This is a genomic window from Orientia tsutsugamushi (assembly GCF_900327275.1).
In the GTDB taxonomy this organism is placed as follows: Bacteria; Pseudomonadota; Alphaproteobacteria; order Rickettsiales; family Rickettsiaceae; genus Orientia; species Orientia tsutsugamushi.
In genome coordinates this window covers 884466-898685 of record NZ_LS398548.1, presented here as the reverse complement: position 1 = coordinate 898685, position 14220 = coordinate 884466, and the positions used below count along the sequence as shown (strand labels likewise).

Sequence of the window (14220 nt, the reverse complement as noted above, 5' to 3'; positions counted from 1 at the left end):
TTTATTTTTTTATAAATCTATCACTGTAACTCTTATTCTTCCTGCTTCTCATTATTTCACTTATATCGAACTTGTGATAAATTAGAGCTTAATCTTAACATTTCTTAACTTTTTAGTTGTGTTTTTTAATTATTCATAATATATATAAAAAACTTTAAACTATAAGGTAACAATATATGACAAATTTTATCCTCAAATATATAGAAAATGCTAATACAAATATGGAAGCTAAAATTGAACAACAGGAATATGTCCAGCAAAAGTTGTTCATTATGACTCAAACCATAAAAACATCAGACTTTAATATAAAATATGCAATTGCGTACTTAACGCAGTATGATCAGCAACTTGTAAAACAAAAATTAATAACCAAATTAACTCCATGTTTTAAGGAATATTTTACAAAGTATGGTTGCGTTGAAGAAGTAAGCGAAAGAACAGCTGAATGGCTTATGAATCAAGAATCGCAGTCTGATAAACCAAAGCTTATAGCATCAAAATTTGCCAACTTTTTTAACGATAATAAATTACAAAAGACTATTAAAAATAATATAACAAAGCTAACAACAGATACTCAGAATCAGTGTAAAGGAATTCTTTGCTTAAAAGTTTTGTCACATATAACACCATCTTCACTACAAAATATAACTTCAGGCGCAATCGATATTTTTAAAACAGAATTAACACAGCGATTTGAAGAAGAATACTTGGCGGAATATTTTATAGAATGTATAAAACCATTTATACACAAATTTGCATGTTTTTTTATTATGCGCACTGCAGAAGATGGACATATTGATATGGCAGATAAGTTCTCGGATGTTAATGGTTGTATAGAAGATATTTACAAGTTCAAGTTTGATAAGTCAGGCAAAGTTGCAGTTACAAAAATGAAATCTGCAATAAATCATCTTATAGAACTAAATCATTTAAACAAGAGTTTTTTTACAGGCTTAAGTAGTAAAATGGGTATATTTATAGAAAACTATAAAGCACAACATCCTAATCTCATTGCTATGAAAACTGACATTGAGACTGAAAATGGAAAAAGCAACAGTGACATTCAGTTAATACAATCTGATCATTATGACCTAACTGATATAGAAGATAAAATGGAAGTTGAACTACGAGATGCTGGATTGCTATCTGAAGGCAATCTACCTCAATCTGAAAAATTGCCTGAAAACATTACAGAGCAAATTAGATTGATACTTGAAAATCAACAACATGACTTAACTAATAGTGATATTGACAGCGACGATGAGATTATGTTAACAGAAGCTCAAGACTTAGAACTAGAAAAATTAGTATTGAAAGATGTTCCTCAACCTGAAAAATTGCCTGAAAACATTGCGGAGCAAATTAGATTGATACTTGAAAATCAACAACATGACTTAACTAATAGTGATATTGACAGCGACGATGAGATTATGTTAACAGAAGCTCAAGACTTAGAACTAGAAAAATTAGTATTGAAAGATGTTCCTCAACCTGAAAAATTGCCTGAAAACATTGCGGAGCAAATTAGATTGATACTTGAAAATCAACAACATGACTTAACTAATAGTGATATTGACAGCGACGATGAGATTATGTTAACAGAAGCTCAAGACTTAGAACTAGAAAAATTGGTATTTGAAAAGCTTCCTAACCATGAGGGAATACCTGACTGGATATAAACTGCTTTTTATTAACTAAAGATGAAACTAAAATGCTATGCCGCAGGTAGATCAGTCTGAAGAGCAGTCACCTATTGCTCTATGTTATCAGTACAGCATCAATTTAATTATGTAATAGTAACACATAGTATTCTTGTTAACTAACCAAAGTTTGATATAATGGTAAGGAAGTATAAAGATAGTAAGCATTATTGTTCTTTTTACACTTATTATGCCTAAGGTTTTATATTTCTTATATCGAACTCATGTTATTAGAAGTTGTATTAAATTTTTTTGTTCTGTATGACTGTGCAAGTCATTAAAAAAAGCAAACCATTTTTCCTGTGAAACTGAAAAAATTTGTGTTGCTTTATTTTGTTTGCGTAGGTTAAACATTCGATAGAGCAAGTGTTTTGCCGCGCTTAAGACTTGTATATGCATACTTTTACTCTTTAAAACCCCGCATAATATTTAACAATTATATATTTATTATTAATCTTGAGTTATAAATTGAGATAGCCTAAAATAATTAGGCCATTAGCAAATCGTATTTTTAGATTTTTTTTGTTTATTGTTATTCTTATAACTAATAATCATAGCATTACTTTTGCTATTTGAAGTAGTAATTAAAGTATAGCTAGAGATTCATTTGTACCTTTACTAACAGATTCTGAAGTTTTAATGAAATAACCTCTAGCTAAATATTATCTAAATCTTGAATCTCAGATAATATCAGGTATACAGTATCATTTAGATTTTTATCAGTACATGACTTTTTGTCATAATTATGAAAAATTTTTTCATCTTTTTTAAAATAGATGCGAAATTATCACATTGTATCTCTAGCTACAAAAATATCATTCAAAAAAGATTTATAAAAAAAGCTCTGTAGCAGTTATTATTACTGGCTTTAAGGCTTGTTTTCTGCTATAATTCATAGCAGAGATTTAATTAATCAAAAATTCTTGTGTCAATAGCAATTTCTAATGAACTAAAGCCTTTTCTCCATTGAGTTGGAGGCAAAAGGAGAATTGTTAATAAATTAATAGAGCATCTTCCTTCAGGGCCACACTATAATTACTATGAACCATTCCTTGGAGGTGGGGCTTTATTTTTTCAAGTTAGGCATCTGTTTAAACAATGTTTTTTTCTGATATTAATCTCGACTTAATTACTAGTTATCACGCTGTAAAAAAGACTTCTTCATTACTCATATTGGATTATATACTCAATCAATGAACAACGCAATCCTGTTAATGAGCTAATCATTACTAACTATTCGAACTAACTACTTGACCTGAGCTTAGCAATTAAAGATGAACCCGCAATCCAAATCGTATATGAATAGGAAGTGGTCTATAGTTAGCAATTGTGCTACATTCAATGTCTAAATATGTATCTCTTGATAAATTTATTGTTGTACCAACTCCCAAGTCTATACCAGTACCGCTATCACTATTGAAAGCTGATACTAGGCCACCTGTAACAACAATTGATGCTTTGTTACCTTCAATTATATTGTAATAATAATTTCCTTGAATAAAGTTATCTCTACAGTTGTGATGACACATAAATCATAATCTTACATCCATTCTGTGCCGATTTAATCTATAACCAATTCCAGCTTCTAATGTATCGTAGTTAGTAACAATACCAGTTGAAAATTTTATATAGAATTGCGAAGTATCAATACCACCTTTAGAGGCATTGAAGTTTACATTATTATTCGCTGTACATATCGATGGTGAAGATAATACAACGAATGCTAATATAACAGCATAACCCGGTTGTAAAAGTAATTTCAAAACATTCATATTAACTTCTCTTTTTAATATTAACATATTAGCTATCTGTTAAAACCTAATACCATGGGACCGATTGTTCCGTTAGAAAGTTGAATACATCTGCATTACCGCTTTTAGCAGCATAATCTATAGTAGTCATGCCGTTATCATCTTTTGCATCAATATCTGCTCCATAATCAATCAAAAGCTGTATAATATCTATGATTTTATTACGAACAGCAATATGTAGTAGCGTTTCTCCTTCATCATATTTTTTATTAATACCAGTAGAATTATGTTTTAGCATAATTGCTAAAGGTTCTACACATTTGCATTCAACAGCATCAGATAAAGGTGTATTACCTTGATTATTCTCGATATTTACATCAGCATTATATTGTAGCAGTAATGCTATATGATCATTGCAATAGGTAGGATATTTTTCGAAAAATTCATAATATACTTGAATTGTATCCACAACAAGATGTAAAGCGGTGTGCCCATCATTATCTTGTGCGTTTATGTTAGCTCCATTGCTTAGTAAAATCTCGGCAATAGGTAGATTCTTATATTTCAAAGCAACAGATAAAGCTGTAGTACCGTCTTTATATTTTGAATTGACAAGTGTACTATCCTTATTAATAAGCTGCTGTACTTTGCTTCTGAACAGCTTATTTATTAAGCTCTCACTATAAAAATCTATCATTGGCCACCTCTAAATGGTTATTAATAAATTATACCATAATTTAAACTTTTTGTATACTCCAATCCCAGATAAAAACTGGAAAAGAAGCAAATTAAATTATAAATTTTTTGAATTCAGTTATCACGATGCCAAAAAAAACTAATCTTGAGTTGCATATCTCTGGTGTTAATGAGTAAAATTTTGCTGTAATTTTTTTTTTGGACCAGCATTTTTTCATCTTATGCATAATCTAGCGTTTATTAACATTGCTGAGAGTTTTTAACAATATTGCCAAATTTAGAATACCTACTATTATAGTGCAACTTCACTGTACCAACTGGCTCATTACGGTGTTTAGCAACAATTATTTCAGCAGTGTTATAACATTTATTTTGTTTTGTAACCCATTCTGTATATTCTGGAGTACCTGGATTCGGTTCTGATCTAGACAAGTAATATTCGTCACGATATATAAGCATTACAATATCGGCGTCCTGTTCAATTGAGCCTGATTCTCGTAGATCTGAGAGAATAGGCTTTTTATCTGACCTTTGTTCTACAGCTCTAGACAATTGAGATAACGCAATGATTGAAATATTGAGCTCTTTAGCAAGAGCTTTTAAGCTCTGAGTAATTTCAGAAATCTCCTGCACTCTATTATACTGACTTCTTCTGTTATCAATTTTTATTAGCTGTAAATAATCAACAAATAATATTGCTAAATTATGTGTACGTTTAAGTCTACGAGCTCCAGATCTAATTGCAGATATCGAGATTGCCGGAGCATCATCTATAAAAAAATTCCACTTTTGTATTTCATCTTGTACAGTCTTTAACTTATCAACATCTTGTTCATTTATTTTACCGTTAAATAATGCAGAGCTATTAATTTCTGATTCTATAGAAAGAATTCGAGTTGAGATTTGCTGAGATGACATTTCTAAAGAAAAGAATCCAACTGATGGTGTTATATTAGAAACTTTGCTATTTTGTTGAGTAGATGATGATAAAAAATATTTACAAGCATTTATTGCTAAGTTAACTCCTAAAGCAGTTTTACCCATTGATGGCCTGCCAGCTAATATTATTAGGTCAGAATTTTTAAATCCTCCAAGCTTTGAATCAAGGTCAAGTAGTCCACTACTAATACCGTTAATAGAGTTTTTATTTTTAATAGCAGATGAAATTGATGTCCATGATTCTTCAATTGAAGTTTGTAATTTTGTAAATCCTTTACTTAAAGTTCATCTTGAACCTAGATCATATAATTGAGATTCAGCAGTTTCGATCTGACTTATAGCTAAATCTGCTAAAGTAGAAGAATACGCATTTGTTACTATTTTTTCTCCAATTTCAATTAAATAACACCTCAGCGCAAGATCATATACTATTTTGCCGTACTCATTAACATTAACTATACTTAATGCTAACGTTGTAAGTTTAGCTAGATAATCTACTCCACCTATTTCATCAAATGTGAGTTCATTGCCTAGCATATTTTTGAGCGAAATTACAGTAGCGCTAATTCCTTTACTAATAATGAGATTAATTGACTTGTATATTTTACCATGTAATGGTTCATAAAAATGTTCCGGCAGTAAAAATTCGTTAATGTTATATAGCGCACGATTGTTAATCAGAATTGCCCCAAGTATCATTTGCTCTGCCTGAATATTACTTGGAGCAATCTTTGCAAGATCTTTTTCCATATCACCCTTTAAATTTTATTAAAATTACTAAACTTAACTAACTCAAAAGAAAATCCTTGAGCTTTAAAAGAGGACTCAAGATCTTTCAGATAGTTCTCTCTGATGTAACTATCTTCAAATTCTGTTTTTGCTTTGATGAATATTTTTTTATTAACACTATCTTCATTTATAACTTCTAATTTGCTAAACCATGATTTATCGATAGCTTGACCGTAACTTTTAATCAAAGATTCTCGTACTTTGTACCAAGTCGAGTTGGAGCCTAGCTCTTTACTAAGTTCTGAAAGGTAATCTTCATCACTTATTTGTTGCTGTAAAACTGTTGTTTTTTGATACTCCGTTGTGCTATTGGTAACTTGTTTTGATTCATCAAATGGTATAACTTGTAACAGCTCAATATCGTTGCCATGGACAGCTCGTACCTCCTGTAGTATCTTGAATTTAATATGATCTGACAGTGTAATATTCTTAACCAACTTGATGTAATATTTGTTTTTAACCGCTGCTCCAAAATCACAAGATGTTAAAATTTGATAAGCCATATCTGCTTCAAAGACTCCAGCTATTTTACGCTTCAACTGAGCCTTCATACTACGATCTGTACCAGATTCAATATTTACTAGATACTGTTCTTTAAATCTTCCTACATCATTAAATCCAAAATTTCTACTATTAGCCTGATCAGTAGTTAGTAATTCATTTGCTAAGGCTTTTGCCATATAGTTTAGCACTGCTATCTTATTTGCAAAATGACGGTTTGGATATTTATTTGATAACTTCAACAGTAATTGATTTATGAAGTATATGTTGAAGCTTCTACTAGACATACGTTGTAGTATAACTGCATCTTCTGGTGTTAGTGGATAATAATCTGCTAGTCTTTTTCTTTTGGGATAGCATTCATTCTTTTCAACCTCTGAATCTTTAGTAATAGCTGGAGTTGCTAACTCACTATTTTGCTCATAATCCTTGTTTGATGGCTTTTTATTACTAACATCACTAAGCTCATGGAAATTCAAATTCTGTTGTTGCTGTTGATCTTCTTTTTCATTTCCTACTAACTCAATTTCTATAAAATCATCAGATTCCGTATATTTAAACTTTAAATTTTGCTGTTGATCTTCATTTTTATTTTGATCATTCTCTATTAACTTATCTTCAGTAGATCTAGATCTATCATTTATTATTTTTTTATTATTATATCTATATATGGACCCGAAATTTTTTTCGTGTTCACCCGAAATTTTTTTCGGGTATAGAGGAAAAATTTTTTCAGTTTGTGTAACAGTTTTTTCTTTTTCAAAGTTACTGACCTGTTGAAAATTTCTAACAAGTTTTATGCATAGAATATGATTCAGCTTATATTTACCTTTAGTTATAGTTCTATTTTCATATTTAATAAAACCAGCTTTTTGTAATTTAGATAAACACTGCCTAACTCTAGGCTGTCCAACTCCTAATAATTCTGTAAAAAAGTTGTAATTTTCCTGTATTTCTTCTATATTTTTATTATTATATACTTGTAGTTGACGAACTATTACTGCTAGCAACTGCTTTTCAGTTTTTCCTAAAGCTTTTCCATCAGCATCTGTTAACCATTTCCATTCTTCTGGTGGAAAATTTCCAACAAATTTATAAAAAATTATTGTATTATTAACACTATTATTAGTAATACTTTTGCAAACATTAGTTGAAAAAATTCGTCTCATACACTGCACAATATTTACTCCAAAATATCAGATATAGCAGGAGTTTTAGAGCAAATTTTACTCTAGAAACGTAATTCAAATACTGAACATACACAGAACACGATATTTTACACAGAAAATTTAATTGCTTCTAAGCTTGATAGATTCTGATATCTAAGCAAGTTACTATCAAGCTTAGATCTAGAACTAAAAGATTTTCTCTTAGATTTAATTTGATCTCTGGCATTTATAATTTTGAACTACCTTAACCAGTTTCGAAAGAGGTCTAATAATCATTTTGTCTATAGTTTTGAGCAGATTGATATTGCCTTACTTCATTTGCTTGAACATTATTATTCTCCTCTACAACTTTTGAATTCATAGAGTCTGTCTTAGCTGTGCTAAGCTGCTCTATTAGATTAGCAACATATTTTTTGTAGCTTGCACGTTGTAGTACAGCCGTACTTGCTCTGCATTCCCTATCATGCTTATGTTAGAACTTTCTATGCCTACACCATTATTATGAAGAACATATACATCTTTTTTGAAAGCTGTTTGTGTGTTACAAACTGTTGTAGCATATCCATGTTTAAAGCTTATTTTATTTAAATCAAAACTCACCTCTTTTCCTGTGTCTGTCTTAACTACAAATTCATTTTTATTAACAGAAGTTAAAGTTGCAAATTCACTGTTTTGTATTTGTAAATCCTTATCGCTTTTTTGAAATACGATTCTATCTCCTGCCATATAGGACTCTTTCCTTCCAGCTATTGAACGCCTATATTCTGTGCCTTGTAGCGTACCATTTGCTTTTAACAAAGATCTAATACTTGAATTAAGAATGTCGACATCTTTATTACGTACTGTAATTACCAATTTTTCATGTAGCTTAAACTTGCTTAGACTCCAATCATAAATCAACTTACTAATTGAATCCTGTAATGTATTATCAAACTTAACACATTTATTTTGTCTCAGTAAGGTTATACCGCTTAAAATATTACTCTCAGCAAACTTTGTTGCTGCTTCTCTGCTCCAGTTTTCACTTTGTCTGCGAATATCTATTAAAACATGTGAACCGAAATTATTACTCAGCATCTCAAACATTCCGCCTCTTTCTATTGAAGCTAGCTGTTTTTCATCTCCAGCGAGTATCAGTTGACAATTATTGTTTCTAACTACTCTAAACAGCTCTGCATAAGCTTTAGTACCTACCATTCCAGCTTCATCTACTACTATTAAGCTGTCTTGCATAAAAATTTTTTTTCGATTATATAAAAATCCTTTTACTGTATAGACCTCTGTATAACCTTTGCTCCTCAGCTCTGATACTGCCTTATGAGTAGGAGCAAGACCAATAACTTTTTGTCCACGATTTGTTGCGAGCTTATGCGCTTTTATTAAAACATAAGATTTTCCTGTACCAGATCTTCCTCTTAAGACTCTAACTCCACTAGTGCTAAGCAAAATATGCCTTAGAGCTTGTTTCTGTTCTTCACTAACATTTGCTAGACCTTCGATATCACTTTTAAGATTGTAAATATCGTTGTAATAAACCTGATTATTGATTTTATTAGCTATTCTGATTATTCTCGTCTCCTCATTTCGAACCTCAATTGTCGTAAAATATTTGCTACTTTCACCATCATCATGGTATAACTCTAGTATTCTATTTGAACTAAGCACTTGCTGAACTAACTGTTCTCTTGCTGTTGGATCTGGTATATCTTTTACTGCTTTTTCAACATCCTGCTTAGTAAAAATAGATTTGTAATGTGTTATAGAATCCGTTATTACATCAGCATCATTAATAATCTTCAAATGAGCCTCTTTACGTAACTCATTTTCATTTAATACTTCATTAATTAAATTCCTAATTTCAATATATTTAATATTCCCAATATGCTTTCCCGGCACTTCGCTTATCTCGTCAACTCTATATGGTAAGCCTAATTTAGCGAAATATGCATTAATTATTTCTTTACTCTTTCATGAATCATCTCGGGATCTTTAATAACAACCTTTTTGCCATTAACTGTTATGATTTTTGGGTTTAAATCTACTGCTATATCTCCTAAACCAGTTCCATCTTCTCTAAATCTTCTCATAGTAAGCAATATATGTACATGCCAGTTTTTATCTCCTGTTTGAGGCTTATGAATGTCTATCTGTACTCCAATACCTTTTTGCACCCATTCCATTTCATCAACTATTTGATGAGTTAGTTCTATTCTATGCTCTAAATTTAGCTCCTTCTCGTCTGGCAATGCTATTACTATATCCTTCAACAACTGGCTGTTGTCTTTTTTGGCTGTTCGTTCTACCTCATTCATTAATGTTTGAATATTCTTGAATTCTTGTTTTACATAATCCGGTATCAGCACTGTATGATATACGTTATCTTTCTTACGAGAGAAGTTATACTTTATACCTGTATTCTCGTTTTTAACAATAGTTCTTGCATTATACGCTGCCTTACGACAACTATCACCTCCTTTACTTCTACTTAAAAATTCAATCCTTGTAAACTGTATCGCCATCTCAATACCAATTCTCACCTGAGTTTTAAGTTAGCATGGTTTTTTTGATTTTGCTAGCACAAACTTCTTTTTTTTAACATTCAATCGGTTAATGAGTACTCATTTTTTAACAGTAAACTTTCAAGTTTACGTATTGCGTAGTGCGACATGAGGTCGCTCAAACAGAGACTACAGAAATGTAGCAAGGTTGCATTTAAACCTTAGTTACCGCTATTGCGGTGCGAGATTGGTAACGGTCTTGTACTAAGCGCGATAGAAAGCCTAACTAAAGTACTAATCTGGATGGGAAATAGGGGCAAGGTAAAGTTAAAATTGGTTAAACGAAAGTGAATCTTCGTATGGAAAATATCGTCAATGCAGAAGCAGATACTCCAGATAAATTCTGTTATAAGGATAAAGCTGAAAAGCTTAGCTGTAAGAAGGAATACGCAGCCTTCTTTAAAAATGCCAGCTCCTCGGTATAAAGAAGATAACCAACTTAACGTCTCTCTGATGAGTGAAACATGGTAAGCCTATTATTAGGCAACTGATAGTAGGTAAGAGAGGTCTTAGAAAGCAAATGACACTAAGTCGAAAGACTACAGAAATTAATAACTGAGTGTATAGGCATTTATATGCTAATCAGAAATGATGCTAACTTAAGACTGGTGATTTACCCTAAATAGGTAAACAAGATTATGAATTAATTGGAAAAGTGAATGCTAAACGCAAATGTAACAATTGAGACTAAAGATAATTTCAAGAAAATCTATTGGCATTCAATAGACTGGAAAGAAATTATACAAAAGGTTAATAATCTTCGTAGACGTATTTATAGGGCATCTGCAAATGGTAATATGAAGTTAGTACGTAACTTACAAAGATTGATGTTAAAATCAAGAGCAAATAGGTTACTTGCTATAAGACGTGTTACTCAAATCAACAAAGGACGAAAAAGTCCTGGAATTGATAAAATAGTTGTTAAGACAGATAAAGAAAGGAGTCTGTTGATGGAAAAGTTAGCAGATAATAATCTATCATCTGTAAAACCGATTAAGCGTGTATACATACCAAAAAGTAATGGCGAATCTAGACCTTTAGGCTTGCCAACTATTTTGGATAGGTGTAGACAGGCTGTTGTAAAATCAGCACTTGAACCATATTGGGAAGCTAAGTTTGAAGGTTGCAGCTATGGCTTTAGACCTGGACGTAGCGCTCACGATGCAATACAGAGAATATCTGGTATTATTCGACATGGAACCAATAGAAATTGGATATTAGATGCTGATATTAAAGGAGCATTTGATAATATTGATCATAATTTTCTTTTGAAAATTATAGGAAATTTCCCTGCTCGTAATTGGATTCAAGCATGGCTTAAATCTGGTGTAATGCAGGATTATCAAATTATCAAAACAACAGCTGGTACTCCACAAGGTGGATTAATTTCTCCATTACTTTTAAACATAACTCTTCATGGAATGAGTGATATACTTAATATTATCTATAATAAGTATGATCACCTATATTCTAAATCCGAATATGCTTTAGTGAGATACGCTGATGATTTTGTCGTTTGCGCTAAGTCAGAAAGCTCATGTATCAGAGCCAAAAGTATTATTAATGATTGGTTAAGTATTAGAGGCTTAGAATTGTCAAAGGAAAAAACCAGGATACTTCATATTAATGAAGGTTTTGATTTCCTTGGATTTAATATTCGACAATATAAAACCAATAGTACAAGAAGAGGTGTAGCTCTACTAGTTAAACCGTCTAAAGACTCTATAAAGTCGTTTAAAAAACGAATGTCAATAGAATGGAAAAAAAGTTTCTCATGGAATATTGATAGAATAATTGATAATCTAAATTCTAAAATATTTGGATGGTGCAGTTATTTCAACAAAGTTGTGTCCAAGAAAATTTTTTCCAATTTAGACTGTTGGATGTGGATTCGACAAGCAAGATTTGCATGTAGAAAACATCCTAAAAAATCCTGGGAATGGCTTAAGAAAAAGTATTGGGGTCGCATTAAAGGCAGAAATGATAATTGGGTCTTTATGAATAAAGATCTATATCTATGGAAATTACAATGGACAACGATTAAACGACATATTCTTGTTAAAGGTAAATCTTCTCCTGATAATTCAAAACTTAGAGAATATTGGCATAAACGTCAGGCTGATAGCCCTAAGTATTTGTTTAAATCTAGGCAGATTCTTTGGCGTAGACAAAAGGGTAAATGTCTTGTTTGTTTTGATTTAATAGATAATGGTGAAAGTGTTCATGTACATCATATAACACCTATAAGATGTGGTGGCACTGACCATATTAACAATTTGTGCTTATTGCATGAAAACTGCCATCGACAAGTACACAGTAATCGCGGACAACTTATTGCAGCTGTTTGTAAATTGCTTGAGCCGTATGCGGAGTAATTCGCTTGTACGGTTCTTTGGGAGGAAAAGCGCTTCTGCGCTTACCTACCCGCTTAAGCTTATTTTTCAATGAAGCTTCTAACCTTGAATTCACGTTTTTTTGACTATAATTATTTGATGTTGGTTTGGTAGGCGCGGTTTTTTTTCTTTACTGGGATTTTATTTTGATATATTCTTGCCTGATTTTTTTTATCTTTCTGAATTACTAACATGGCAAATCTTATGCAGCAAAAAATTACTCTTCAACAAAAAAAGGCTAGGCTAATCATGGATGAGGTTAACCTTAAAATTAAAGAACGTAAAATGCGTACTCGACGTCTTATCGAAATGGGTGGATTAGTTGCTAAAGCTAAGCTTGATCACTTATCAACAAATACTTTATTTGGTGCAATTGTTTCACTAAAAGAAACTTTAACACAACATCCAAATGTTCAGGATCAATTGGACTACAATAGGTAAAGATATTTTTGATAAAGAACAGCAAAATAAAGCTGCTGTGATTTTAAAATTCACCTCTGAACCAGACGAAAACACTAAGCGCCACATTCACCTTCATGGCTTAAAATGGAACAGTTTTCGTCAAGAATGGTGCGGCCATGTTAAGGACATTGAGGCCTTAAAGAATGGCCTTCTCAATGTTCAATATAATTTAGAACTTATATCTTAAATAAGAAAAAAGTATCTATTAATAATAAAGATTATGATAGAGGTATAGAGAATATTGTTATACAGCCTCAGCCCTTATTGCATCTTGACCACCTGATATTGGCAGTGCAGTGTCATCATATGCTGCTTCTTCACATTTATATGTTTTTAGATCTTCATAAAGATGTGCTTGTGCATCATTATCTAGGAAATCTGTTGAAATTTTTTCTGCATTTAAATTTTTAACACTAGTATTAGCATTTGTACCTACGTCTACACTGTTTACAGGCAAAGAACTGGTTTTATTTTTTGAGGAGCGCAAATGATATATTCCATATAATGCTATACCTCCAGAAACTGCTAGTACTGTTGGCACTATCCATGGAACTATTACACCTGCTACTGTTGCTGTAGCAGAAGTGAAAAAATTTTCCTCTTCAGGACTAGTTGTAACATTAACAAAATTTACACTGCTATAGGTAGTATTATCATAATTATCACACCCCATGCCAGAGCAAAATTCTTTCAGCTTGATCAAGTTGCAGTTGATTATTTTGCAAGAGCTAATACAGTATCTAACTACAGTGTTCTGGATACTATCATCATAATTTGGAACATTATGTTCATATAGTAACTCATTTTTTTCACACGATATAGCATTACTCGATGTTAATACTTCCTGACCTGTACACTCATGAAGAAGGTCAGGATTATATGTTATTCCAAACATACGAATTGAATCCATAGTATTGCCGAGATATCTATATGGATCTATCTTGCTACTATTACATGCAAGTATACTGTCTGTACTGGCGAACAACTCGTCAGCTGGAGGTATTTTCCTAAATGTAGTCACATTACAGTTAGCACTCACAGAATTCAACATAATTTTGTTAACGCATTCAACTGCATCGCTCATAGATTCAGTGGCAAATGATAGTGCTTTAGCTGCTGCTATTGAAAAAGGATTCATTATAATACCTTGCTTAATCTCTATATTTTGTATTATAACATGCATTTACTAATAGTTGTCAATATAATTATGCAATGTAATAGCTAAAACACTAAATAAGACAGTTATGTTATACACTGTTCAC

Annotated in this window: 8 protein-coding genes and 4 pseudogenes; 5 read left to right on the top strand and 7 right to left on the bottom strand. The window is 31.6% G+C overall.

Annotated elements, in window-relative coordinates:
* The first annotated feature begins 176 nt into the window (after nucleotides 1-176).
* Together DK405_RS04810 and DK405_RS04805 are read left to right on the top strand one after the other, a co-directional pair.
* A complete protein-coding gene (locus DK405_RS04810) occupies nucleotides 177-1679 on the top strand; it encodes a hypothetical protein (RefSeq protein WP_045912891.1) in 1503 nt (500 codons plus the stop codon).
* Nucleotides 1680-2625: 946 nt separating this feature from the next.
* Nucleotides 2626-2855, top strand: a pseudogene (locus DK405_RS04805) (DNA adenine methylase); the annotation flags it as partial.
* Between the two features lie 113 nt (nucleotides 2856-2968).
* Here DK405_RS04805 and DK405_RS04800 read toward each other — a convergent pair.
* The 6 genes and pseudogenes from DK405_RS04800 to DK405_RS13990 all read right to left on the bottom strand — a co-directional run bounded on the left by DK405_RS04800 (nucleotide 2969) and on the right by DK405_RS13990 (nucleotide 10082).
* A pseudogene (locus DK405_RS04800) lies at nucleotides 2969-3472 on the bottom strand (hypothetical protein).
* A gap of 46 nt (nucleotides 3473-3518) precedes the next feature.
* Nucleotides 3519-4148 (bottom strand): ankyrin repeat domain-containing protein, encoded by a 630-nt coding sequence (locus tag DK405_RS04795; RefSeq protein ID WP_109510530.1) that lies wholly within the window; start codon nucleotides 4146-4148, stop codon nucleotides 3519-3521.
* A gap of 239 nt (nucleotides 4149-4387) precedes the next feature.
* Nucleotides 4388-5836, bottom strand: a pseudogene (locus DK405_RS04790) (replicative DNA helicase).
* Between the two features lie 8 nt (nucleotides 5837-5844).
* A complete protein-coding gene (locus DK405_RS04785; RefSeq protein ID WP_064612605.1) occupies nucleotides 5845-7545 on the bottom strand; it encodes a DnaA N-terminal domain-containing protein in 1701 nt (566 codons plus the stop codon).
* 393 nt (nucleotides 7546-7938) lie between these two features.
* Entirely contained in the window at nucleotides 7939-9441 is a 1503-nt protein-coding gene (locus tag DK405_RS13045; protein ID WP_231967638.1) for an AAA family ATPase, read from the bottom strand.
* Between the two features lie 56 nt (nucleotides 9442-9497).
* On the bottom strand, nucleotides 9498-10082 hold the full coding sequence (locus DK405_RS13990; protein WP_174197555.1) for a MobA/MobL family protein: 585 nt from the start codon (nucleotides 10080-10082) through the stop codon (nucleotides 9498-9500).
* A gap of 320 nt (nucleotides 10083-10402) precedes the next feature.
* On the opposite strand from DK405_RS13990, the gene DK405_RS15025 reads away from it, so the two are divergent.
* The 3 genes and pseudogenes from DK405_RS15025 (at nucleotide 10403) to DK405_RS04770 (ending at nucleotide 13145) form a co-directional block, all read left to right on the top strand.
* The gene (locus DK405_RS15025) at nucleotides 10403-10528 is read left to right on the top strand and encodes a hypothetical protein (protein ID WP_269459331.1); all 126 of its coding nucleotides are present in this window, start codon (nucleotides 10403-10405) and stop codon (nucleotides 10526-10528) included.
* A 234-nt stretch (nucleotides 10529-10762) separates the two neighbouring features.
* Nucleotides 10763-12478 carry a group II intron reverse transcriptase/maturase gene (gene ltrA, locus DK405_RS04775; RefSeq protein WP_109510571.1) on the top strand — a complete coding sequence of 572 codons (1716 nt, stop codon included), beginning with the start codon at nucleotides 10763-10765 and terminating at the stop codon, nucleotides 12476-12478.
* 210 nt (nucleotides 12479-12688) lie between these two features.
* A pseudogene (locus DK405_RS04770) lies at nucleotides 12689-13145 on the top strand (conjugal transfer protein TraD).
* Between the two features lie 57 nt (nucleotides 13146-13202).
* Here the strand turns inward: DK405_RS04770 and DK405_RS13985 are convergent.
* Nucleotides 13203-14096, bottom strand: a complete 894-nt coding sequence (locus DK405_RS13985) for a hypothetical protein (protein WP_231967637.1) — start codon at nucleotides 14094-14096, stop codon at nucleotides 13203-13205.
* Nucleotides 14097-14220: the final 124 nt, after the last annotated feature.

What these genes read in the sequence shown, in the direction of transcription:
- DK405_RS04785 (WP_064612605.1), bottom strand. Translation starts at nt 7,545, where the DNA reads ATGAGACGAATTTTTTCAACTAATGTTTGCAAAAGTATTACTAATAAT.
- ltrA (WP_109510571.1), top strand. Translation starts at nt 10,763, where the DNA reads ATGCTAAACGCAAATGTAACAATTGAGACTAAAGATAATTTCAAGAAA.
- DK405_RS15025 (WP_269459331.1), top strand. Translation starts at nt 10,403, where the DNA reads ATGGAAAATATCGTCAATGCAGAAGCAGATACTCCAGATAAATTCTGT.
- DK405_RS04795 (WP_109510530.1), bottom strand. Translation starts at nt 4,148, where the DNA reads ATGATAGATTTTTATAGTGAGAGCTTAATAAATAAGCTGTTCAGAAGC.
- DK405_RS04810 (WP_045912891.1), top strand. Translation starts at nt 177, where the DNA reads ATGACAAATTTTATCCTCAAATATATAGAAAATGCTAATACAAATATG.
- DK405_RS13985 (WP_231967637.1), bottom strand. Translation starts at nt 14,096, where the DNA reads ATGAATCCTTTTTCAATAGCAGCAGCTAAAGCACTATCATTTGCCACT.